Below are 23,808 nucleotides of genomic sequence, written 5' to 3'. Positions count from 1 at the left end.
TGCCTAACCTGCCGCCCGGTTCAAAACGCCGCGGCGGATCTGATCCTCTTCGATGGATTCAAATAGCGCCCGGAAATTTCCTTCGCCGAAACCTTCATCGCCCTTGCGCTGAATGAATTCGAAGAAGATCGGGCCGATCACGGTTTTGGAGAAAATCTGCAGCAACAGACGTCGAGCGCCCGTCGTGAGTCCGTCGATCAGAATGCCGAGCTCCTTGAGCCGCTGCGTCGGCTCTCCGTGCCCCGGCAGCCTATGCTCAAGGGCTTCGTAATAGGCGTCCGGCGGTGCCGGCATGAAATCGAGCCCGTTGTTGCGCATCGCGACAACGGTCTCATAGATATCCCGGCACGCGCAGGCAATGTGCTGAATCCCTTCACCCCTGTACGCGTCCAAGAATTCCTCAATCTGGCTTTTTTCGTCGGCGCTTTCGTTGATCGGGATGCGAATCTTGCCGCAAGGGCTCGTCATGGCGCGAGAGCGCAAGCCCGTCATCTTGCCTTCGATGTCGAAGTAGCGAATTTCACGGAAATTGAAGATGCGCTCATACCATGCCGCGAGCGCGTCCATGCGGCCGCGCCGAACATTGTGAGTCAGATGGTCGATATTGGTCAGCCCCACGCCTGGGGGATTCGGATCGCGCTCGCCGATCCACCGGAAGTCGATGTCCCAGATCGAACCCTGATCGCCATATCGGTCGACAAGATAGATGAGCGAACCTCCGACGCCTTCAATGGCGGGAATGTTCAGCTCCATCGGGCCAACCCCGAAGGCGACAGGCTTGGCGCCCAGAGAAATAGCGCGGCGCACCGCTTTTGCGGCGTCGACGACGCGGAAGCCGATGCAGCAAACCGACGGCCCGTGCGCTTTCTGGAATTCGGCGGCGAAGCTGTGAGGCTCCGCGTTGAGCACATAATTCACTTCCCCCTGCCGATACAGCGTCACGTCCTTGGAGCGATGGCGCGCGACGGCGACAAAGCCCATCTTCTCGAACAGCGAGGCGAGTTGCGCGGGATCGGGGTGAGCGAATTCGACAAATTCGAATCCGTCTGTTCCCATCGGGTTTTCGGCGGGCGTTCCAGCGCCGCCAAGCGTCGAGTCCATGAGCAGGCCCTATATACAGCTTTGGCTGACCTGCTATTTAAATATTGCGTTCCCGATCCGGTTAAAGGCCCATGATCCTTTACGACTATTATCGCTCGTCGGCCGCCTATCGCGTGCGGATCGCCATCGCGCTCAAAGGGCTCGTCGTGGAACGCCGCCGCGTCCATCTCTTGCACGGCGAACAGCGTGATCCCGGCTATCGCGCCAAAAGCCCGCTGGGCATCGTGCCGACGCTCCAACTTGATGACGGTCGACTCATTACCCAGTCGCTGGCGATCATCGATTATCTTGACGCGCTGAAGCCTGAGCCGCCGCTTTTGCCGAGAGACGCCGTCCTGGCGGCGCAGGCGCGGGCGACGGCGTTGACGATCGCCTGCGAGATTCATCCGCTCGCCAATTTGCGGGTGATCGAGGCGCTGCAGCGGCAGTTCGGGGCGAAGGACGATCAGATCGCCGTATGGCGCAGGCGCTGGATTTTGGACGGCCTCACCGCGGTCGAGGCGCTTATCGCGCCGCCTGCCCCTTTCGCCTTTGGCGCCGAGCCGTCGCTTGCCGACATATGCCTCATTCCGCAGGTCTATAACGCGCGACGCTTTGACGTCTCCCTCGACGCCTGCCCGCGCATCCTTGCCGTCGAGGCGGCTTGCGCCGCGCACCCTGCGTTCATGCAAGCGCGTCCAGAGGCGCAGCCGGACGCCGAATGAGACTTTAGGACGCGAGCGTCAGATCGGCGATCACAGCCCCCAGGAAGCGGCCTGCTTCGCCGCCGGTGACGACGCGGTGATCGAAGGTCAGGCTTAGCGGCAATATCCGATGGACCGCGGGCGCGCCATCGACAACGACCACCTCGTCGCGGATCCGCCCGGCCCCAAGAATCGCGACCGTGGGCGGCAACACGATCGGGGCGGCGTAGCGCCCGGCGATCATGCCGAAATTCGAAAGCGTGATGGTCGCGCCGCGCAGCTCCTCGGGCGGGATGCGGCGCGCCGCCGCGTCTTGGCGCATGCGGTCGAGGCCCTTGCGCAAGTCCTGCGCATCACGATTGCCGACGTCCCGCAAGACAGGCACGAACAAGCCCTCTTCTGACAGATCCACGGCGACGCCAAGGTCTATCTTCTTCATCACGCGACGCGCGAAGGCGTGAGGCTCGAACCAGGCGTTGAGCGCAGGCTCCGCCTTGCAGGCCCGGGCAAGAGCGCGGATCAGGCGGATGGTCGTATCGGCTCCTGACGCCCACGCGTGGATGTCCGCGTCATCAACGATCGTGGCAGCGGCCACTTCCGCCTGCGCCTGCGCCATATTGTGGGCCATGGCGCGGCGCACGCCCCGCAGCGGCTCGGCGGCTTCCGTCTCGCTGAGAATGCGCGCGACGCGCTCGATGTCCTGCGTCGTAATCAACCCGTCCGCGCCGGAGGGCGTCACCATGGCGAGATCGACGTTCAGCTTGCGCGCAAGCGCTCTTACGGCAGGCGTCGCCCGCACCGCTCCGCCGACGTGGCCGACTGAGATCGGCTGGTCGCGGACCACAGCGGCGCTTTGCTGAACCGCGCCCACCACCGAGCCCGCGTCCTCTCCGGCGCCCTCGAAACCTATCAATGGCGCTCCGATGCGAATCACGTCTCCGGCGGAGGCGAACAAGCGCTCAACCCGGCCGGCGCGAGGCGACGGGATTTCGACCACCGCCTTGGCGGTTTCAACCGCCACGAGCGGCTGATCGACTTTAACGTCCTCGCCGGCGGCGACGCGCCATTCGACGAGTTCGGCCTCCTGCAATCCCTCTCCGAGATCGGGAAGACGAAAGATGTTCATGACGCCTCCATCACTTGCCGAACGCCGTCGACAATACGATCCACGCTTGGAATATATTGCTTTTCCAACTTCGCGAGCGGCACGATCACGTCATAGCCGGTGACCCGCTTAATGGGCGCCAACAGCGAGTAAAGCGCGCGCTCAGCGATTTCGGCGGCGACCTCGGCGCCAAAGCCCGCCGTGCGCGGCGCCTCGTGAACGATGACGCAGCGTCCGGTCTTTTCGACGGAGCGCAGGATCGTTTCCACATCGAGAGGCTTCAGAGTGGCGACGTCGATCACTTCGATCATCACGCCCTCTTCTTCGAGCTTTTCGGCGGCGGCGAGCGTTTCGGGCACCATCGCGCCCCAGGTGACAACCGTCGCGTCGGCGCCTTCGCGCAGGATGAAGCAGGCGTCGAGCGGCAGCTCCACGCCGTCGTCCTCGACCTCCTGACGGAAGAGACGATAGAGGCGCGTGGGCTCGAGAAAGATCACCGGATCGGGATCGCGCACAGACGCCAGAAGCAGCCCGTAGGCTCGGGCCGGCGAAGAGGGCGCGACGACGCGAAGCCCTGGCATGTGGGCGAACATCGCCTCCGGACTTTCGGAATGATGCTCGGGCGCGTGAATGCCGGCGCCGCAAGGCGAGCGCAGCACCATGGGACAGGTCAGCCGCCCGCGCGTGCGATTGCGCATGCGAGACGCGTGATTGATGATCTGGTCGATCGCCGGATAGATGAAACCGGAAAACTGGATTTCGGCGACGGGCTTCAGCCCCATCGCCGCCATGCCGACCGCAACGCCGGCGATGCCCCCTTCCGCCAAGGGCGTGTCGATGACCCGCTCGCGGCCGAAGCGCGCCTGCAAGCCGTTCGTGGCGCGGAACACGCCGCCATTGACGCCGATGTCCTCGCCAAGCAGGAGGACGTCCTTGTCTTCGCTCATTGCGCGCGCGAGCGCGAGATTGACCGCTTCGACAAGAGTGATTTCAGACATGACCGTTTCCGTTGCCATTTGCGCTGCGCTGGGCAAATCGGCGCGCTTCTTCGCGCTGCCACTGCAGGGTATCCGGGAGCTTTGCGTAGAGATGTTCGAACATCGCGTCGCAGCTCAGCGGCGAGGCGTTCAAATAGGCTGCAACCTCGCGATCGACCTCTTCGGCACACGCCTTGTGAAGCTCCGCCTCTTGCTCTTTCGACCAGGCGCCTTCGCTCACGAGATAGGCGCGCAGCCGAGCGATCGGTTCGCGCGTCCACTGCGCGCGCACGATTTCGGGATCGCGATAGCGCGATGCGTCGTCGGCGGTGGTGTGATCGCCGAGCCGATAGGTGAGCGCTTCGATCAGCGTCGGTCCGCCGCCGGATCGCGCCTTGTCGATCGCGCGGCGCACCACTTCATGAACCGCGATGACATCATTGCCGTCGACCTGGCGCCCCTCAACGCCGGCGGCGACACCCTTTTGCGCGAGAGTCTCCGCCGCGCTCTCGAGTTCCCGCGGCGTCGATATCGCCCAGCCATTATTATTGATGATGAACACGACAGGCGTTTTCCAAACTCCCGCCATGTTCAACGCTTCGTAAAAGGCGCCATTGGAGGTGCCGCCGTCGCCGATGAACGTGACGACGACGCGATCCTCCTTCCGCGCCATCAACGCGTAAGCCGCGCCGACCGCCTGCGGGGCCTGCGTGGCGACAGGGACGCAGTTTGGAAAATCGCCACGCGCATTCTTGAAATCGCTGCCGCGCTCGTCGCCGCCCCAATAGAGCAGACATTCGGACATCGCCATGCCGCGATAGAATTGCGCCGCATGATCTCGATAGGACGGCACGAGCACGTCGCGTTCTTCCATCGCCGCGGCCGCCCCGACGCCGATCGCTTCCTGGCCGAGCGCTGACGCGAACGTGCCCAGCTGACCGGTGCGTTGAAGACTGATCGCCTTGTTGTCGAAGATTCTGGTTCGCGTCATCGCGCGATAGAATCCGACTAGTCGCTCGATGTCCTTCGCCGAATTGCTGGCCGCCTTGCTGATCTCGCCGCTCGGCGACAACAGCTGAACAAGATCCATATGGAGATCGAAGCCCATCTCAATGTTTCCCATCGCCCCGCTCCTGATGAGCGAAGTAGCGCGGCGATGCGCGAGGTCACGGCTCCGCGACATTTTTTTTGGCGATTTCCCGGCGCCGCAGCGCAGGAAAAGGGGCTCGGCTGCGGGCTTGACTGATTCCGGCTGCGCGCCCCGATGCGCTGCGCGCGGAAAATGTCGACATGCTCGACTGCCAACGTGGGCGACGTGCGCATAGAAAAAATGGCGGGGCGGCGAAGCAGCGCCTTTCGCCCCCTAAGCGTTTTTCCTGTCGACGCCACGATGGACCTTTCGACCGACCGGCTGCGCAGGATCATGCAATTGAGGCGCTGGCGCTAGCCCAGCCGCTCGATCGCCATCGCGGTCGCTTCTCCGCCGCCGATGCAGAGCGCCGCCACACCCCTTTTTAGGCCTTTAGCCTCCAGAGCGGCGAGAAGCGTGACGATGATTCGTGCGCCCGACGCGCCGATCGGATGGCCAAGCGCGCAGGCGCCGCCACGGACATTGACCTTCTCATGCGGCAAGTCCAGTTCGCGCATCGCCGCCATGGCCACGACGGCGAACGCCTCATTGATCTCAAAGAGGTCGACGTCGCGCGCCGCCCAGCCGACTCGGTCCAGGAGTTTGCGGATCGCTTCGATCGGCATGACGGAAAAGCGGCTCGGCGCGCCCGCGACGGTGACGTAATCGCGAATGATGGCGAGCGGCGTCGCGCCGGCGCGCTCGGCCTCGTCGATGCGCATCAGTGCGAGCGCCGCCGCGCCGTCCGATATCGCGCTGGCGTTGGCGGCGGTGATCGTGCCGTCCTCCCTGAAGGCGGGTTTCAGGCGGGCGATATCCTGCGCCTTGGCCTTGCCGGGCAGCTCGTCGCTGGCGATGGCGCGCGCGTTGGCGCCTTTGCCGAGCGTTATTGGCGCGATCTCCTGCGCGAAAGAGTCGTCGCTCGTGGCGTGTTGCGCGCGCGCCAGCGACGTCGACGCATATTGGTCCTGCATCTCGCGGGTAAATTGATACTCCGTCGCGCAATCCTCCGCGAAGGAGCCCATCAGCCGACCATTTTCGTAGGCGTCCTCGAGACCGTCCAGAAACATGTGATCGAGGACCTTGCGGTGTCCCATTCGATAACCGGTGCGCGCGCGATCGAGCAGATAAGGCGCGTTGCTCATGCTCTCCATACCGCCGGCGACCGCGACCCGCGCGCCTCCAACGGCGAGCTGATCGCTCGCGAGCATCACCGCCTTCATTCCAGAGCCGCACATCTTGTTGATGGTGACGGCGCCCGTCGTCTCCGGCAACCCGGCGCCGAGCGCCGCCTGCCGCGCCGGGGCCTGGCCAATGCCCGCGGAAAGGACGCAGCCCATGACCACTTCATCTATGTCGTTCGGCGCAAGTCCGGCGCGGGTCACGGCCGCCTCGATGGCGTGCGCGCCGAGCTGCGGCGCGGAAACGTCCTTCAATTCTCCCAGAAACGCGCCGATCGGGGTGCGCGCGGCGCCGACGATGGCGACCGGTGCGGCAGCGCTCATGACAATCTCCTCATCGGCTGGCGAGCTAACCCATCCAGGCAGAATATGGGGTTGAATCCCGCCTTTTGAACGCCGGGAGGGGCGTGTCGTCCCCGGCGAGAATGTCTTCGACGGTTGCGTCGCTCACAGCGTCAAGCTTATCCGGCGACCATCTCGGGCGCCGGTCCTTGTCGATGATCGCGGCGCGGATGCCTTCATAAAGATCGTGGGTCGCCAGCATGCGGCACGACGCCTTGAATTCATTCGTCAGACACGTCTCGACGTCCGGCGCTCCCGCGGCGCGCAGCAGCAATGCGCGCGTCACTTTCAGCGCCGTCGGCGATTTCGCGCTGATGTCCTCCGCCGCGCGCAAGGAGAATTCAGACCCTTCGCGCTCGAAGGCGGCGACCACGTCTGCGATGTTCTCATGCGCCGTCGCTGCAGCGAGCAACGGCCTGTGCAGCGAGAGTCGGCCGCTCCCGGGGTGGCGGGCGAGGCGCCGCAACGCAACATCGACGTCTTCGGCGGCTCCTATCGTCGCCAGTCTGCCGATCAGCGGCTCAATGTCCTCCGCGTGAATTAGAACATCCGCAAGACCGGCCTCTATCGCGTCCGCCGCCGCCACCGACGTCGCCGAAAGCGCCAGATAGGCGCCGATTTCGCGCGCTCTCGAAAGAAGCCAGGTCGCGCCCACATCAGGAAAGAATCCGATGCCGACCTCCGGCATCGCGACGCGGCTTCGCTCCGTGACCACTCGCCGATTGCCATGCGCAGATATTCCCACGCCGCCGCCCATCACGACGCCATCCATGATCGCGACATAAGGCTTGGGGAAGGAGGCGATGCGGGCGTTCAGCGCATATTCCTCGCGCCAAAAGTCGGCGAAAAGCCGCTTTTGCGAGGGCTCCAGTTCGTAGAGAATCCTCACGTCGCCGCCGGCGCACAGACCGCGATCGCCGGCGCCGGTGACGAGCACGGCGCAAATGCTCGCGTCGCTCCCGAAGTCGTCAAGCGCGCGCCGGAACTCGCGCACCATCGGCAGCGTCAGCGTGTTGAGCGCCTGTGGTCTGTTGAGGAGGATGCGTCCGAGACGGCCCTCTCGCGAAGCGATGAGATCCATCAGCTCACTTCAGTAATGAGCGCGCGATGATGACGCGCATGATTTCATTCGTTCCTTCGAGAATCTGATGAACGCGCAGATCGCGAACGATCTTTTCGACTCCATATTCGCTTAAGTATCCGTAGCCGCCATGCAATTGCAGCGCCTCATTGGCGACCGTGAAGCCGGCGTCGGTCACGACGCGCTTGGCCATCGCGCATAGCGTCGTGGCGCCGGGTGCCTTAGCGTCAAGCGCCGCCGTCGCGCGCCAAAGGAATGTGCGCGAGACTTCAAGCTGCGTGGCCATATCCGCGAGCCGGAACTGCAGCGCCTGGAATTCATCGAGCGCGCGTCCGAACGCCTTGCGGCTCGCCATGTAGCGCAGACTATGGTCGAAGGCCGATTGCGCCCCGCCAAGCGAACAGGCGGCGATGTTGAGCCGCCCGCCATCGAGCGCGGCCATGGCGATCTTGAATCCGTCGCCCTCGCGTCCGATGAGATTTTCGGCCGGCACGCGGCAGTCATCGAAGATGACTGCCCGCGTCGGCTGGGCGTTCCATCCCATTTTTCGCTCGAGCGCGCCGAAACTCAAACCCTGGGCGCCACCCTCGACGACGAAGGCCGATATGCCCTGGGGCCCCGGATCGCCGGTGCGCGCCATGACCACGTAGAGATGGTCGGCGCCGCCCGCGCCGGCGCCCGAGATAAACTGTTTCGCGCCATTCAAGACATAATGATCGCCGCTACGCTTTGCATGCGTGCGTAGCGCCGCAGCGTCGGAACCGCTGCCCGATTCGGTCAGGCAGTAGCTCGAGAGAACCTCCATTGTCGCGAGCCTTGGCAGCCATGCGTCGATCTGGCGCTCGGTTCCGAAAGCGTCGATCAGGCCCGCGCACATATTGTGAATCGAGAGATAGGCGGCGATCGTCGGACAACCCATCGCGAGCGCCTCGAAGATCAGCACGCCGTCAAAGCGCGTCAGCCCGGCGCCGCCGGACGCCTCTCGCACAAAAATCGCCGCCATGCCGAGCGCCGCCGCCTCACGCAGCGTGTCTGTCGGAAAGACATGCTCGCGATCCCAATCGAGAGCAAAGGGCGCGAGGCGATCGCGTCCGAAGTCTCGCGCCAATTCACGAATGGCTTGCTGCTCGGCGCTCAATTCGAAATAGGACGACATTCGGCCATTCACCGCAATTGTTGACGTTAATCTGTCGCGGCGAAGCTTTTTGACAAGTCAGCGTCGCGAAGCGGCTTCGGTCGGATTGCCGCATCTGGCGGCATAGGCTTGCGCCACGCGGCTCGCCGGCGCGCGCTTCAATTCGCGGCAGGCGAAGGCCCCCGCCTCCAGAAGGCGATCAAGCGACACGCCGGTTTCGACGTCCATTCGCTGAAGCATATAAACGACGTCCTCGGTCGCGACATTTCCGGCGGCGCCGGGCGCGAAAGGACATCCGCCAAGGCCGGCGACCGAACTATCGACAACGCTGACGCCGACTTCGAGGCAAGCGAAAATATTGGCGAGCGCCTGTCCGTAGGTGTCGTGAAAATGCACCGCGATCTTATCGAGCGGCGCGACGCGCGCCACGCGCTCGACCAGTCGGCGAGCTGGCAGCGGCGCGCCGACGCCGATCGTATCGCCGAGCGAGACCTCGCAGCATCCCATATCGAGGAGCGCGCCGGCGATCGACGCCACTCGGCCGCTATCGACCTCTCCTTCGTACGGACAGCCCAAGACGCATGAAATATAGCCGCGGGCCAGGACCTCGTATCGCCGGGCTTCCGCGACGACTTTGGCATATCGCGTGAGACTTTCCTCGATCGAGCAATTGATATTGCGCTTTGAAAACGCCTCCGACGCCGCAGCGAACACGGCGATCTCGTCCGCCCCGGCCGCAAGCGCCGCCGCGAGTCCGCGCAGGTTTGGAACCAGCACGCTCAGCCGCAGATTTTGCCTTGGCGCAAGCGCAAGAGTCTCATCCGTATGCGCCATCTGCGGCACGGCCGTAGGGGAGACGAAACTTCCAGCTTCGATGCGCGATAGACCCGCGGCCGCAAGACGGCTGATGAGTTCGGCCCGGATCTGCGGCGACAGCGTCACCTTCTCGTTCTGCAGGCCGTCGCGAGGGCCGACTTCAACGATGCTGACGCGCGCAGGAAGGCTCATGCCACGTCCTTTCGCAGGATCGTGACGAGTTCGGCGCCCTCGATCGCCATGTCGCCCACTTCGCAGGCGACGCTCTCGACCACGCCGTCATGCGGCGCAGCAAGAGCGATCTCCATTTTCATCGCCTCCAGAACCAAGAGGGTCTCGCCCTTGCTGACGGCGTCGCCCGACTTCACCGCGACTCGCGTGACCGTCGCCGGCATCGGCGCGAGCACACGCTCGTTCGATGGTCCCTCGCCTTGCGACGACCTCGCCGCTTCCACCCAGTTGATGACATAGTTCCTGCCGCCAAGAATCACGACGACGCCGTCGTCCAGGGCGACTGTTGAGACCTCGTGCTTAACCCCGTCCACCAGCAGCGAAACGCGACCGCCGACGCTTTGAACTTCCACCGCCGAGACCGCGTCGCCAAAGCTCAGCAGGAAGCCGCTGTCCTGCGGGCGCATGATTTGTGCAGCAAGCGTCCGGCCCGCCTGCGTAACCCTGAGCTCCTGATTGGCGCGCTCATAGAGCCGCCATGCGTCCGTTCCAGCCCAGGGCGACCAATCGTCGCCGACCGCTCGACTCGCTTCAAGCGCCGCGCGCCGCGCGTTGGCCAGGAAGACCGCGCTCGCCGCCGCAAGAAGGACGCGGTCCGAATCCATGCTCGGAGCCGCGGCGCACGTCAGCATAGCGATATTGTTCCCGACGTATTCCGTGTCGTAATCGCCGGCCGCCATCCGGTCGCTCTTGGAGATCGCCCGCAGCAGATCGAGGTTTGTGGCGACGCCAACGATCTCGATCTCTTCCAGCCCCGCCTGCAAGCAGCGCAACGCCTGCTCGCGGCTTTCGCCGTAGACGATGAGTTTCGCCAGGAGCGAATCATAGTAAGGCGTGACGCGATCGCCGGCGCGAACGCCTGAGTCGATGCGCAAAAAAGGCGCTTCCCGCGGCCCGCGAAAATGGACGATCTCGCCGACCGACGGCATAAACCCGCGAGCAGGATCTTCCGCGCAGATCCGCGCTTCAATTGCGCAGCCGCTCATCCTCAGATCGTTCTGCGTCAAGGGAAGCGGCGCGCCACAGGCGACGCGCAGCTGCCATTCGACGAGGTCCTGTTTCGAGACCATCTCGGTGATGGGATGTTCGACCTGAAGCCGCGTGTTCATCTCGAGAAAATAGAAGTGGTCTTCTCCGACGAGAAATTCGACCGTGCCTGCGCCGATGTAGCCAGCGGCTCGGGCGGCGCGGATCGCCGCGTCGCTCATCTGCGCGCGTAACGAGGGCGTCAAACCGGGAGCAGGCGTCTCTTCAATGATCTTTTGGTGGCGGCGCTGCATCGAACAGTCGCGCTCAAGGAAAGAAACGACATTGCCGTGAGAGTCCGCGAAAATCTGGATTTCGACGTGCTTATAGCCGGAGAAATATTTCTCGATGAACAGCGTGTCATCCCCGAACGCGGCACCCGCTTCACGCCGGGCGCTTTCGATCGCCGATGGCAATTCCTCGGGCGCGCGCACGATGCGCATACCCCTGCCGCCGCCGCCGGCGGACGCCTTCACGAGCAATGGAAGGCCGATGGCGCGCGCCGCTTCGAGCAGTTCAGCGTCTTCGCCCCCGGATGACCCCGGCGCCACAGGCACCCCCGCCCGCATCATCGCGGCCTTTGCCTCGCTCTTGGAGCCAAGAAGCCGCATCGCGTGGGGCGGCGGCCCGACGAAGATCAGTCCGTTCGCCGCACAGGCTTCAGCAAAGTCCGCATTCTCGGCCAGGAATCCGTAGCCCGGATGTATGGCGTCCGACCCGGAACGATGCGCAATTTCGATGATCTTCCCGATCGACAAATAGCTGTCGCGCGCCGGCGCGGGTCCGAGAAGATAGGCTTCATCCGCCAGTTCGACATGCAGCGCCTGAGCGTCGACGTCGGAATAGACGGCGACCGACGTGACGCCCAATCTTTTCGCGGTTCGCATGATTCGGCAAGCGATCTCGCCGCGGTTCGCGATGAGGAGCTTGCGCATCATCTCAATCGGCCGCGATCCAGAGCGGCGCTCGTTTTTCAAGAAAGGCGGACAGACCTTCCTGCGCCTCCGCGCTCGATCGCCTTGCGGCGAGTCGATGCGCGGCCTCGCGCAAGAGTTCAGCGTCCACACCGTGGCCGTGGCATTCCGCAAAGAAGCTCTTCACATCCGCCTGCGCGCCAGGCGCGCCGCGCAACACGTCCGCGACGATCGCCGCATGCGCCAAATTGACCTCCAGCCTTGGCGTCACACGGTGGACGAGACCCAACTTCTGCGCCTCGACGGCGGAAAATCGTTCCGCGGTCAAAGCATATCGGCGCAGCTGCCGCAGGCCTATGGCCCGGATGAGAAAGGGCGCGACGATCGCCGGAAGCAAGCCCAGCCGCACCTCATTGAGCGAAAATGACGCGTCGTCGGCGGCAATGACGATATCGCAACACGCAAGCAGGCCGACGCCTCCGCCAACGACGACGCCCTTGGCCAAGGCGATCGTCGGCTTTGACACGGTGTCCAGAGCTTGCAGCATTCGGGCGAGCGCCAAAGCGTCCTGTTCATTGGCGCTCGATGAACGCTGCGTGACGCGGATCATCGAGCCGATGTCGCCCCCGGCGCAAAAATAGTCTCCCGCGCCCTCTAGCGTAATGATGCGGACGTCGGCTCGCGCATCCAATCCTACAAGCGCTTCCTTCAGAGAGCCAATAAGCTCATAGTCGAGCGCATTGCGCTTGTCTGGACGGTTCAGCGTCAAAGTCGCGACGCCGTTCGCGTCAACCGATTGCAGCAACGTCGTCATAGAACATGACTCACATGCGAAACAGGCCAAAGCGAGTTTCTTCGATCGGCGCCTTCAGCGCAAATGATAGCGCCAAAGCGACAATCCGTCTCGTGTCGAGCGGGTCGATGACGCCGTCGTCCCAGAGTCGGGCGCTGGAATAGAGCGGCAGGCTTTGGCGCTCATATTGCTCACGAATCGGGCGCGCGAAGTCCTCTTCCTCTTCTTCCGAGAAAGCCTTCTGCTGCTTGTCCATGGCCTCGCGCTTGACGCGCGTCAGCACGCTCGCGGCCTGTTCCCCGCCCATGACGCCGATCCGCGCGCCCGGCCACATCCATAAAAATCGCGGCGCGTAGGCGCGTCCGCACATGGCGTAGTTGCCGGCGCCAAAACTGCCGCCGACGATGATCGAGAGCTTCGGCACCGCGGCCGTCGCGACGGCCGTCACCATTTTGGCTCCCTCCTTGGCGACGCCGGCGCTTTCGTACTTCGCCCCAACCATGAAGCCCGTCGTATTGTGCAAAAAGAGCAGCGGTATTTTTCGTCGCGCGCAAAGCTCGATGAAATGCGCGCCCTTTTGCGCGCTTTCGGGAAACAAGACGCCATTGTTGGCCACGATCCCGACAGGATATCCGTAGATGTGCGCGAAACCTGTCACCAGCGTCGGACCATACAGCTTGCGGAATTCCTCGAATTCGCTTGCGTCGACGAGGCGCGCAATCACCTCGCGGATGTCGAACTGCTTTCGCGGGTCCTGCGGCAGCAGACCGTAGATCTCGGCGGGATCATAGCAAGGCTCCGCAGGCTTTCTCACCGGAACTGTGACGGCGCCCGAAGGCCCGAGATTGCCGATGATATCCCGCGCGATTTGGAGGGCATGCGCGTCATTCTCAGCGCAGTGATCGGCGACGCCAGACCGGCGGCAGTGAACGTCGGCGCCGCCGAGCTCCTCGGTGGTCACAACCTCGCCCGTCGCCGCTTTGACGAGAGGCGGGCCGGCCAGGAATATCGCGCCTTCGTTGCGCACGATAATCGTTTCATCGCTCATCGCCGGAACATAGGCGCCTCCAGCGGTACACGAACCCATGACGACGGCGATCTGCGCGATGCCGCGCGAAGACATCGTGGCCTGATTGTAAAAGATCCGGCCGAAATGATCCCGGTCGGGAAAAACATCCTCCTGGCTGGTCAGATTGGCGCCGCCTGAGTCGACGAGATAGAGACAGGGCAAGTCGTTCTGAGCGGCGATCTCTTGCGCGCGAAGATGCTTCTTCACGGTCAGCGGAAAATAGACGCCGCCTTTGACCGTAGCGTCATTGGCCACAATCATGCATTCGCGGCCGCGCACCCGCCCTATGCCGGCGACGACTCCGGCCGCTGCGACACGCCCGTCGTACATGCCGTAAGCGGCAAATGGCGCGATTTCGAGAAAGGGCGAGAAAGGATCGACAAGCGCATCAATGCGCTGACGCGCGAGCATTTTACCGCGCGCGAGATGCCGCTTACACGCTTGCTCGCCGCCACCTGCTCGAATATCCGCCGCGATCCGCTTCAACTCGGCGACGCGATCGGCCATGACTTGGTGATTATTCCTGTAATCGGCGTCTTTCGGATTAACAAGGCTATCGAGGCGGGGCATATCTTTAATCCAAAGTCAGGCTGTCTCCTGAAAGAGTTCGCGCCCAATCAACATGCGGCGAATTTCGCTTGTTCCCGCGCCGATCTCGTAAAGCTTGGCGTCGCGCAATAATCTTCCCGTCGGATATTCGTTCATATAGCCGTTGCCGCCGAGACACTGAATGGATTCAAGCGCCATCCATGTCGCGCGTTCAGCGGCGAAAAGTATCGCGCTCGCGGCATCCTTCCTCGTCACGCGGCCGCGATCGCACGCCTTCGCGACCGCATAGACATAGGCGCGCGTGGCCGTGACCGCCGTGTACATGTCGGCGAGCTTGCCCTGCATAAGCTCGAACTCGCCGATCGGCTGACCGAACTGTTTGCGCTCGTGCACATAGGGGAGCACGACATCCATGCAGGCCTGCATGATTCCAAGCGGACCGCCCGCAAGCACCGCGCGCTCGTAATCCAGGCCGCTCATCAGCACATTGACTCCGCGCTCGGGGAGGCCGAGCACGTTTTCTTCGGGAACCTCGCAGTCCTCGAATACGAGTTCGCATGTGTTGGAGCCGCGCATGCCAAGCTTGTCGAGCTTCGCGCTTGATGAAAATCCGGCAAAGACGCGCTCGACGATGAAGGCGGTTATGCCATGCGGGCCGGCGCCCGGATCGGTTTTGGCATAGACGATCACGACGTCGGCGTCGGGACCGTTCGTCACCCACATCTTGCTTCCGTTCAGGACATAACGATCGCCGCGCTTCACTGCGCTAAGCCTCATGTCCGTGACGTCTGATCCGGCGCCGGGCTCCGACATCGCCAGCGCGCCGACGTGGCGCCCAGACACGAGGTTCGGCAGATATCGCCGCTTCTGTTCGTCCGAGCCGTTACGATGGATCTGATTGACGCAAAGGTTGGAATGGGCGCCATAGGACAATCCGACCGACGCCGAGGCGCGGCTGATTTCCTCCATCGCCAGCACATGTTCCAGATAACCCATGCCCGCGCCGCCATATTGCTCATGCACGGTCAGACCGAGCGCGCCGAGCGCGCCGAGCTTGGGCCAAAGATCCGGGGGAAAAGCGTTTTGCGCATCGATCTGCTGCGCCTGCGGAGCGATTTCCGCCGTCGCGAAGGCTTCGGTCGCGCTGCGCACGCGGTCGGCCACATCGCCGAGATCGAAGTCAAGAGTAGGCGTCCAATGGCGCATGCGCATCCTCCGGCGGCGCACCAAGATAGAGCCTATATTTCTCGAATCGGCGAAGTTTCAAGTTGGCGCGCGCTTGCGCGGCCCTGTTTGGCGCGAGGCGCTCGCTGGCTATCCGACGACGCCCGGCTGGGCGTCGAGCACCTGCTGGTCGACGAAGGGGGCAAACCGGCTGAAATTCGCCTCGAACATGCCGATCAGCCTTTTCGCCATCTGGTTAAAATCTTCGCGCGAGGACCACGTCTGAACAGGATCCAGCATTTTCGAGTCGACGCCCAGCGCAGACGTCGGCACGCACAGACCAAAGGATGGATCCATCCGGAAGTCGGCTTGCGCGAGGGAGCCGCCGAGAGCGCCCTGAAGCAAGGCGCGCGTCGCCGCGATCGGCATTCGACGTCCGGTCCCATAGGGTCCGCCCGACCAACCGGTGTTCACCAGCCAGCAGTTCGCTTGGCTGGAACAGATAAACTCGCGCAGCAGGTCGGCGTATTCCGTTGGCCGGCGCGGCATGAAGGGCGCGCCAAAGCAGGCGGAAAACGTCGCCTGGGGCTCTTTGACGCCACGCTCGGTCCCCGCGACTTTCGCGGTGTAGCCGGACAGAAAATGGTACATCGCCTGTGCGGGTGTGAGACGCGCGATCGGCGGCAGCACGCCAAAGGCGTCACACGTCAGCATCACGATGTTCCGGGGATGACTCGCGCGACGCGTCTTCGAAGCATTGGAGATGAAGTCGAGCGGATAAGCGATCCGCGTGTTTTCGGTTTTCGAATCGTCGTCGAAGTCGAACCGACCGGCGCGGTGATCATACGACACATTCTCGAGGATCGCGCCTCGGCGATGAGAGGCGGCGTAGATATCGGGCTCGGAGTGTTGCGCGAGCCGGATCGCCTTGGCGTAGCAGCCGCCTTCAAAGTTAAAGAGACCGTTCTCGTCCCACCCATGCTCGTCGTCGCCAATCAGGCTGCGCGTCTGATCGGCGGAAAGCGTCGTCTTGCCTGTCCCAGAAAGCCCGAAGAACACCGCCGATCCACCCTCGCCGTCATTGACGGCGCAATGCATCGGCAGCACGCCTTTCGCGGGCAGAACATAGTTGAGATAGGTGAAGATCGACTTCTTGATCTCTCCCGCATATTGGGTGCCGCCGATGAGCACGACGCCTCTCGACAAGTCCATAGCGATCACCGTGCTGGAGCGGCAACCGTGGCGTGAGGGGTCAGCCTGGAATGAAGGCAAGTCCAGAACCGTTAGTTGCGGCTCGAAATCGCTCGCGCTCTCAGCCGGAGTGAAAAGATGCCGCGCAAAGAGCGAATGCCAAGCGTATTCGGTTAGAACGCGAATATTGAGCCGATGCGCTGGCGCTGCGCAGGCATAAAGATCCTGAGCGAAGAGCGTCATTCGACGCGCGTGCGTCAACATGTCTTGACGCAGCCGGTCAAATTGCTCTGGCGTCGTCGAGAGATTGTTGTCCCACCAGATCGTCGGTTCAGTCAAAGCGTTGCAGACGATAAACTTATCATTCGGCGATCGCCCCGTGTGGGCGCCGGTTTCCACGACCAGTCCGCCCGTCGAGGATGCGACTCCCTCCCCGCGTCGGATCGCTTCGCCGTAGAGGTCGCTCGTCCCGCAATTCCGGCGAGCCTGTGTAGAGAGCTCTAAGTCTTCGATCGCACAATCCCCGACGTCGTCTACTCGCCACATCGTCGTGTTCGCCATCCCGAGATCTTCCTCACCGGCTCGCTAACATGCGACGCGAAATGCGTATGACGCGCCAGCTAAACGCAAGCACTTTTTTGGAAATAAAGCGTAAATCATTCAAATCAAGCCGCCGTAGACGTTCCGCTGAACGGCATGCCACTGAACGGCATGCGAACAGCAACGCTTCAGGCGCGCCAAAAAGAGCTGCCGAACGCATCAGCCCCATTGCGACCTGCGAAGTTCAGGCTTTTCCGCGATTGGAACAACGACGACGTCAGCGGGTTGAGCCGAGGCTCGAACAATTTCGAGGATGGAGGCAAGAATGGCGACGCCAGAACTGGAGCGCATCCGACAATCGGATCGCCCGATCAGCGAAACTGCTGCGGTCATGGGCGACAAAGCAATGGCGGCGGCCGACAGAGTCGGACAACGCATCAATCAGACAATGGAGCAAGCCGGATCGGCGATATCGACGGTGCAGGAGAAAGGCAGCGAAGTTGCCGGACGCGCCGGCGATGTGATCGGCAACTTCCGGCAAGCCATTGAGACGTCGGCGCGTAATCAGCCAACGACGACTGTGCTCATGGCGGTGGCTGCGGGATTCATGCTGGGCGCGATGTGGAATTCGGGCAGCAGCTATCCGCGCGACTGACGTTTGGCGGATGAAGGATGGCCGGCGCATGAGCGTCGGCCATGTTCAGTTTCGATCCAGCGCGCCGGGGTTCGTTCGCTGCCCCTCAGATGGTAAGGCGCTGGGCCAATCGCCAGCTCGAAGCACCGGTAGGGCGTCGAACTCCTTCCCAGACATTTTACTGTGCGCATAGCCGCCTGTGAACTCTATGCGCGCCGGATCGACGGCGCGCAGCGTCTCGCCGACGCCGCCCAGTCCATATTGGGCGATGACCACATAGGCGAGACCGCGCTGATCGCGTTTCAGCATCAGATCGATGACGACGCCGAGTTTTTCGCCGCTCACGTCTATGACATTGGCGCCAACGGCCGCCGACGCGGAAAAAAGCGTCGGCACGTCGCCCGCCTGGCTGCTCTTGCGCACGGCCTTGTTGCTTCCGTCCTCATGCCTTGCCTGCCTGCCCAACCACCGCCACACCCCAATCAAGTTGATCCCTGTAAGAAAAAGGTTGGTGAGCAGGAGATTGCTCTGGTGGGTGTAGGTCGCCGTCAAGCTCCAGGCGACGGAGCCGATTGCAAACACGACGAAGCCCCAGCCCGTGACGCGCGCGCCGGCGTTGGCGGCCGTCATCATCGCGGCGATCATTGTTGCGGCTGGCGCGATCCAGCCTAACGCCCATTCCCACATAAATGACTGCCAATGCCCCCGACCCAACCGCCGTTCGCCAGCGCCGTTCGTACGGTCCGCCTAAAACGCGCCGGCAGAGACGCTGTTCCGACAGACGCCAGGCGCGGGGGCGCACTCGCCTCGCCCTCGCCGTTCCCCGCCCATCCTGTCCAATTGTTCATAATGCCGGAACAAAGGTGCTCAACCGGAGTTTGGTTCCGGGAGACCGAAAAGCAAGGAAATCGGCAAGGCTTGAGGTGGGGCATGATGTCAGTTCCAAGTCATCTGTTTTGCTTCTCTCATCTTCGTTGGAATTTCGTTTATCAGCGACCACAACATCTTCTCAGTCGAGCAGCTAGAAATCTCGGCGTCTTCTACGTCGAAGAGCCCATCTTTTCTCATGATGAAGCAGGCGTAAAATTCCAAAGGGACGAAGCCTGCGGCGTTGTTGTCGTGACGCCAGTTCTTCCAGAAGGCCTCTCAACAGACGAAATCACGAACGCGCAACACCGCGTCGTGGACAACTTGCTGGCGGAGGTGCAGCCTTCGCGATGGGTCGGTTGGTACTATACGCCCATGGCGCTTCAATTTACCCGGCATCTTTCTCCCAACCTGCGCGTCTATGACAATATGGATGAGCTTTCCGCGTTCGCTGGAGCGCCGCAAGGGATTCTCGATCTCGAACGAGAGCTGATGGCCAACTGCGATCTCATGTTCGTCGGCGGACAGAGCCTGTACGAATCCAAACGCAAACGGCACGACAACATTCACGTTTTCCCGAGCAGCGTCGACGCCGCTCACTTCAAGAGCGCGCGGCAGCCTGTCGTGGATCCCGACGATCAAAGGGAGATTCCGCATCCCCGCATCGGGTTTTTTGGCGTGATCGATGAACGCATGAATATGGATATCGTCGCCGGCATCTCGGCGCTGCGGCCGCAGTGGCGATTGGTGATGATCGGCCCCACCGCGAAGATCAGCCCGCAATCTCTGCCGCGCGCCGAAAACATCCATTGGCTGGGTTGCAAGCAGTACCAGGAGCTTCCGAACTATCTCTCGGGATGGGACGTCGGAATCATGCCATTCGCGATGAATGAAGCGACGCGCTTTATCAGCCCGACGAAAACGCCCGAGTTTCTTGCTGCAGGCGTGCCAGTCGTTTCAACGCCCATCACCGATGTCGTTAACCCCTACGGCGCGGCCGGGCATGTGGAAATCGCATCGAACGCGGAAGAGTTCGTCGCCAAGATCGATCTGTTGCTTTCGCGGCCGAAGGCGCACTGGCTCAATTCGATCGATGCGCATCTTGCGGAAATGTCGTGGGACAAGACCTGGGCAAGGATGATGCTGCACATCGCGAGCGTCGGCGCCGAGTCCAAATCGCGGGAGGGGCAACTTGTTTGACTGGCTTATCGTCGGGGCAGGCTTCGCGGGAAGCGTGCTGGCCGAACGGCTCGCGTCGCAGCGCGACGAGCGTGTCCTTCTTATCGATCGCCGGCCGCACATTGGCGGGAACGCCTATGACCGCTACGACGACGCCGGCGTCCTTATGCATCAATACGGCCCGCATATCTTTCATACCAACTCCGAAGCGGTCTTCGAGCATCTTTCTCAGTTCACGCGTTGGCGCCCGTACGAGCACCGCGTACTGGCGAACGTGGACGGCATGCTCGTGCCGATCCCGATCAACTTGGACACGGTGAATCGCCTCTACGGTCTCTCCTTAGATTCCAACCAGCTTGCGGAGTGGTTCGCGAGCCGCGCGGAACATTGTGACCAGATCAAGACATCCGAGGATGTCGTCGTCAGCACGGTGGGGCGAGAACTCTACGAGAAATTCTTTCGCGGCTACACCAAAAAGCAGTGGGGCGTCGAGCCGTCGCAGCTGGACAAGTCCGTCACGGCGCGGGTGCCTACGCGCCTCAATCGCGACGACCGCTATTTTGGCGACGAATACCAGTTCATGCCGCTTCACGGCTATACGCGTATGTTCGAACGAATGTTGGACCACCCCAACATCAACGTCATGCTGCAAACCGACTTTGAGGAGCTGCGCAACGAAGTCTTCTATCGACGACTGATCTTCACCGGGCCGATCGACGAATATTTCAACTTCCGCTTCGGCAAGCTGCCCTATCGGTCGTTGCGCTTCGAACATGTCACGCTCGATAAGCGGCAGCATCAACCCGTGGCCGTCGTCAATTATCCGCAGACTGAAGCCTATACGCGGGTGACGGAATATAAGCATCTCACGGGTCAGGAACATCCTAAGACAAGCTTGACTTATGAGTTTCCCAGCGATGAAGGCGATCCCTATTATCCCGTGCCGCGCGCGGAAAATGCGGAAATCTACAAGCGCTACGAAAGGCTCGCGATCGCGCAGCAAAATGTTTGGTTTGTCGGGCGGCTGGCGACCTATCGGTACTACAATATGGATCAGGTGGTCGGACAGGCGCTCGCGACGTTCCGACGGATCAATAAGGAGATCCCGGCTCGTAACAGCGCGGCCTTCGCTACGGCCTCAGTCGCCGCGGAATAGGCGAGTCGCAAATGCGATGAGCTAACTCTGCGGCGCAGCTTGATCGGCTCAGCTTGAGTCGTGAATAAAAATACTGAGCGTTTTGGCGTTCGCAATGTAGAAAATCGTCTGTGGATCGCTCATTGTTATAGTCGACCATCGCGTCGATGCTCCGGCGCTGGCGCTATTGGTCGAGGTGAGGTTTGGTGAGCGCAGCGCGCATATCCCTGGACGGGTTGTGGGACTTTAAATATCTCGGCTATGGCGCCAAGCCGGCCGAGAGCCGGACGATTCTTGTCCCGAGCCCTTGGCAAGCCCAGTTCGCTGATCTGCGCATGCGCGGCGGCGTCGCTGTCTATCGCCGAGACGTCGAGCTTCCGGAAGAATGGCTGGAGCAGCGCGTCTTTCTGCATTTCGGCGCGGTTTTCCATATCACCCATGTGTTTGTTAACGGCGCATTCGTCGGCAGCCATGTGGGCGGCTTCCTGCCGTTTCATTTCGACATTACGGATCGGATCGTCAACGGAAAGGCCGAGATAAAGGTGAAGGTGGAAAGCCCCACCGACGATCCGTTCGAATTCCCCACGACGCCATTCGCCGAAATGCCGTTCGGCAAGCAGAGCTGGTACGGCCCGCTCTCTGGGATATGGCAGTCCGTGTATCTCGAAAGGCGGATCGCGGACCACGTGACGACGATGCGTGTGCGTTCATCGCTGGCAAGCGGAGAGATTTCGGCGCATGTGCGCTTCGAGAGCCCGCTCACCGACGCGGCCGACGTGACGATTACGATCGTCGACGCAGAGGAAAACGTCGTGGCGCGGTCATGCGCCAAGCTGGCGGCCGGCGTCGAAAACGCCATCGTTTATTCGTTCGTGCCGGCGCCTCGCTGCTGGTCGCCTGACAGCCCCTATCTCTACCGTCTGCAAGTCTCGATGATGCGCCAAGACGTCATCGTCGATCAAACCGAGACGACATTCGGCTTTCGCAGCATCGAAACCCGCGACGGGAAATTGTATCTCAACGGCAAGCCCTTCTATTTGCGCGCCGCTCTCGATCAGGACTATTATCCCGACACGATCTGCACTCTGCCCTCCGTAGAATTTCTTGAGGACAGATTTTGCAAGGCGAAGCAACTCGGGCTGAACGCCCTGCGCTGCCACATTAAAGTGCCGGATCCGCGCTATTATGAGGTTGCCGATCGCCTTGGTCTGCTGATTTGGGCGGAGCTGCCAAATGCTGGTGATTCGACCGAACTCTCGCGAGAGCGCAAGGAGCTCACGCTGAAGGGCCTTATCGATCGCGACGGAAACCATCCCTCGATCTTTTGCTGGACGCTGATCAACGAGAACTGGGGCGTCGACCTTGTCCATGACGCCTATCACCGCGCATGGCTGAAGAAGCTGTATCTGTGGCTCAAATCCTACGATCCGTCCCGGCTTGTCGTCGACAACTCCCCTTTGGCGCCAAGCTTTCACGTACAGACTGATCTCGCGGATTTCCATTTCTATGCCGCCATTCCCGATAGTCGTGAGGACTGGGATCAGTTCGTCGAGGAACTCGCCGGAAGGGCCGAATGGCTCTTCAGCCCAGAGGGCGACGCCGTCACTACGGGACAAGAGCCGCTGCTATGCTCGGAATTTGGCAATTGGGGGCTGCCCGACCCCGAGAAATTGAGAGACGCGGCCGGCGCCGAAGCCTGGTGGTTCGAGACCGGCCACGACTGGAGCGAAGGCGTCATGTATGCACATGGCGTTCGCAACCGATTTCAAGACTGGAGTCTCGATCGCGTATTCGGAACGTTCGAAAGCTTCGTCGAAGCGACGCAGTGGCAACAGTTTCGGGCGCTGAAATACCAGATCGAGGCCATGCGCCGGAAGCCGCAGATCGCCGGCTACGTCATCACCGAGCTGACCGATTGTCACTGGGAGGCGAACGGCCTTCTCGACATGCGCTCGAATCCGCGCGTTTTTCACAATCTGTTTCACTCGATCAATGCCGATACGGTTGTTCTGCCCAGACTCGATCGACCCGCCTACTGGTCGGGCGACGCCGTTCACCTCTCGCTCTGCGTCGCACATGGCGGGCCAAATCCGCTGGAGCCGGCGGCTCTCGACATATCGCTCGCCGAGCCGATGACGTTGGAAATCCCCTCCATCGCGCCCGGCGCTGTGGTTGATCTGGGCATGATTTCGGTGAAACTCCCGGTCGTCGAGCACTCCTGCCTGCGCCGTCTCACCCTGCGCTTGCGTTCTCTTGAGGGACGACTCCTCGCGAGCAATGACGTCGAGATTGCCGTGCATGCGAAGCTTCGACCGCCGGAGCTTTCGCTGTGGTCGTCACAGAATGACATTCGGGACCGGTTGCAGGCGCTTGGCTATGGATTGGCGGAAGGGGCTGAGACCGCGGACGTCGTCGTCGAAACGCAAGCTTCCGCCGCGCTCGCGGCCTATGTGCGCGCCGGCGGCCGAGCGGTTCTCTTGACCGAAACGCCGGGCTCGCTGACGCCGTTCTTTCCGCACTGGCAGAACGTCAAGGTGGTGGCGCGCGACGGCACGCTCTGGCGAGGCGACTGGGCGTCCTCCTTCGCCTGGCTTCGACGGCAGGGTCCCTTCGCCGCGATTCCCGGCGGGCCTTTGCTTGACCACGCGTTTGACCGTGTGATCCCGACGCATGTCATCTCCGGCTGCAATCTGCTCGATTTTCAGGCGCGCGTTCACGCCGCGCTGGTTGTCGGATGGATCCATCGTCCGGCTGCAATCGCGGTCGGACGCAATTACGGCACAGGCCGCATCGTGATCACGACCTTCAAACTGTTCCGCGATCCTCCAGGAGAAGATCCAACCGCCGCGGCTTTGCTTGGCGGTCTGATCGAGGCTGCGGCGCGAAGCGCCGGTCCGGCGCCTGCGATCTCCAAGCTCGAACCCGTGGGTTGGGAAGACCTTTAGGCGAGCTGGCGCGTTATAGCG

19 protein-coding genes are annotated in these 23,808 nt (G+C 62.2%); 5 read left to right on the top strand and 14 right to left on the bottom strand.

Going from position 1 to position 23,808, the window contains the following annotated elements; translation table 11 throughout:
* Window positions 1-3: 3 nt before the first annotated feature.
* Window positions 4-1,101: a 4-hydroxyphenylpyruvate dioxygenase gene (gene hppD / locus IYW40_RS12355; RefSeq protein ID WP_196400687.1), complete on the bottom strand. Its 1,098-nt coding sequence runs from the start codon at window positions 1,099-1,101 to the stop codon at window positions 4-6.
* Between the two features lie 71 nt (window positions 1,102-1,172).
* Between hppD and maiA the strand changes: the two genes are divergently transcribed.
* The gene (gene maiA, locus IYW40_RS12350; protein ID WP_196400686.1) at window positions 1,173-1,805 is read left to right on the top strand and encodes a maleylacetoacetate isomerase; all 633 of its coding nucleotides are present in this window, start codon (window positions 1,173-1,175) and stop codon (window positions 1,803-1,805) included.
* Window positions 1,806-1,809: 4 nt separating this feature from the next.
* On the opposite strand, the gene IYW40_RS12345 is transcribed toward maiA, so the two are convergent.
* The 12 genes from IYW40_RS12345 to IYW40_RS12290 form a co-directional block, all read right to left on the bottom strand.
* Entirely contained in the window at window positions 1,810-2,910 is a 1,101-nt protein-coding gene (locus tag IYW40_RS12345; RefSeq protein WP_196400685.1) for a dihydrolipoamide acetyltransferase family protein, read from the bottom strand.
* Window positions 2,907-3,887 (bottom strand): alpha-ketoacid dehydrogenase subunit beta, encoded by a 981-nt coding sequence (locus IYW40_RS12340; RefSeq protein ID WP_196400684.1) that lies wholly within the window; start codon window positions 3,885-3,887, stop codon window positions 2,907-2,909. Before IYW40_RS12340 ends, IYW40_RS12345 begins: the two co-directional genes overlap by 4 nt.
* Window positions 3,880-4,989, bottom strand: coding sequence for a pyruvate dehydrogenase (acetyl-transferring) E1 component subunit alpha (pdhA, locus tag IYW40_RS12335; RefSeq protein ID WP_196400683.1), 1,110 nt, complete (start codon window positions 4,987-4,989; stop codon window positions 3,880-3,882). The genes IYW40_RS12340 and pdhA overlap by 8 nt, the downstream gene beginning before the upstream one ends.
* Window positions 4,990-5,309: 320 nt before the next feature.
* Window positions 5,310-6,500 carry an acetyl-CoA C-acyltransferase gene (locus IYW40_RS12330; protein ID WP_196400682.1) on the bottom strand — a complete coding sequence of 397 codons (1,191 nt, stop codon included), beginning with the start codon at window positions 6,498-6,500 and terminating at the stop codon, window positions 5,310-5,312.
* A gap of 25 nt (window positions 6,501-6,525) precedes the next feature.
* Window positions 6,526-7,599: a 3-hydroxyisobutyryl-CoA hydrolase gene (locus IYW40_RS12325; protein ID WP_196400681.1), complete on the bottom strand. Its 1,074-nt coding sequence runs from the start codon at window positions 7,597-7,599 to the stop codon at window positions 6,526-6,528.
* Window positions 7,600-7,603: 4 nt separating this feature from the next.
* A complete protein-coding gene (locus tag IYW40_RS12320) occupies window positions 7,604-8,755 on the bottom strand; it encodes an acyl-CoA dehydrogenase family protein (protein WP_196400680.1) in 1,152 nt (383 codons plus the stop codon).
* Between the two features lie 57 nt (window positions 8,756-8,812).
* Complete coding sequence (locus IYW40_RS12315) at window positions 8,813-9,742, bottom strand: hydroxymethylglutaryl-CoA lyase (protein ID WP_196400679.1); 930 nt, start codon at window positions 9,740-9,742, stop codon at window positions 8,813-8,815.
* A complete protein-coding gene (locus IYW40_RS12310) occupies window positions 9,739-11,745 on the bottom strand; it encodes a biotin carboxylase N-terminal domain-containing protein (protein ID WP_196400678.1) in 2,007 nt (668 codons plus the stop codon). The genes IYW40_RS12315 and IYW40_RS12310 overlap by 4 nt, the downstream gene beginning before the upstream one ends.
* Window position 11,746: 1 nt before the next feature.
* A complete protein-coding gene (locus tag IYW40_RS12305; RefSeq protein WP_196400677.1) occupies window positions 11,747-12,535 on the bottom strand; it encodes an enoyl-CoA hydratase-related protein in 789 nt (262 codons plus the stop codon).
* Window positions 12,536-12,545: 10 nt separating this feature from the next.
* Window positions 12,546-14,153: a carboxyl transferase domain-containing protein gene (locus IYW40_RS12300; RefSeq protein WP_196400676.1), complete on the bottom strand. Its 1,608-nt coding sequence runs from the start codon at window positions 14,151-14,153 to the stop codon at window positions 12,546-12,548.
* A gap of 15 nt (window positions 14,154-14,168) precedes the next feature.
* Window positions 14,169-15,338 carry an isovaleryl-CoA dehydrogenase gene (locus IYW40_RS12295; protein WP_196400675.1) on the bottom strand — a complete coding sequence of 390 codons (1,170 nt, stop codon included), beginning with the start codon at window positions 15,336-15,338 and terminating at the stop codon, window positions 14,169-14,171.
* Window positions 15,339-15,446: 108 nt separating this feature from the next.
* Window positions 15,447-17,033, bottom strand: a complete 1,587-nt coding sequence (locus tag IYW40_RS12290; protein WP_348644273.1) for a phosphoenolpyruvate carboxykinase — start codon at window positions 17,031-17,033, stop codon at window positions 15,447-15,449.
* A 319-nt stretch (window positions 17,034-17,352) separates the two neighbouring features.
* Between IYW40_RS12290 and IYW40_RS12285 the strand changes: the two genes are divergently transcribed.
* Window positions 17,353-17,682: a hypothetical protein gene (locus IYW40_RS12285; protein ID WP_196400673.1), complete on the top strand. Its 330-nt coding sequence runs from the start codon at window positions 17,353-17,355 to the stop codon at window positions 17,680-17,682.
* 45 nt (window positions 17,683-17,727) lie between these two features.
* Here IYW40_RS12285 and IYW40_RS12280 read toward each other — a convergent pair whose 3' ends face one another.
* Window positions 17,728-18,294 (bottom strand): PRC-barrel domain-containing protein, encoded by a 567-nt coding sequence (locus tag IYW40_RS12280; RefSeq protein ID WP_246720767.1) that lies wholly within the window; start codon window positions 18,292-18,294, stop codon window positions 17,728-17,730.
* A gap of 486 nt (window positions 18,295-18,780) precedes the next feature.
* On the opposite strand from IYW40_RS12280, the gene IYW40_RS12275 reads away from it, so the two are divergent.
* The 3 genes from IYW40_RS12275 (at window position 18,781) to IYW40_RS12265 (ending at window position 23,787) form a co-directional block, all read left to right on the top strand.
* A complete protein-coding gene (locus tag IYW40_RS12275) occupies window positions 18,781-19,728 on the top strand; it encodes a glycosyltransferase (RefSeq protein ID WP_348644269.1) in 948 nt (315 codons plus the stop codon).
* The gene (gene glf / locus IYW40_RS12270) at window positions 19,721-20,863 is read left to right on the top strand and encodes a UDP-galactopyranose mutase (protein ID WP_196400671.1); all 1,143 of its coding nucleotides are present in this window, start codon (window positions 19,721-19,723) and stop codon (window positions 20,861-20,863) included. Before IYW40_RS12275 ends, glf begins: the two co-directional genes overlap by 8 nt.
* 185 nt (window positions 20,864-21,048) lie before the next feature.
* Complete coding sequence (locus tag IYW40_RS12265) at window positions 21,049-23,787, top strand: sugar-binding domain-containing protein (protein WP_196400670.1); 2,739 nt, start codon at window positions 21,049-21,051, stop codon at window positions 23,785-23,787.
* Window positions 23,788-23,808: the final 21 nt, after the last annotated feature.

The sequence above is a fragment of the Methylocystis sp. H4A genome (assembly GCF_015709545.1).
Lineage (GTDB): Bacteria > Pseudomonadota > Alphaproteobacteria > Rhizobiales > Beijerinckiaceae > Methylocystis > Methylocystis silviterrae.
Note: the sequence above shows the minus strand (reverse complement) of the source record. Positions and strands in the feature narration are given on the sequence as shown.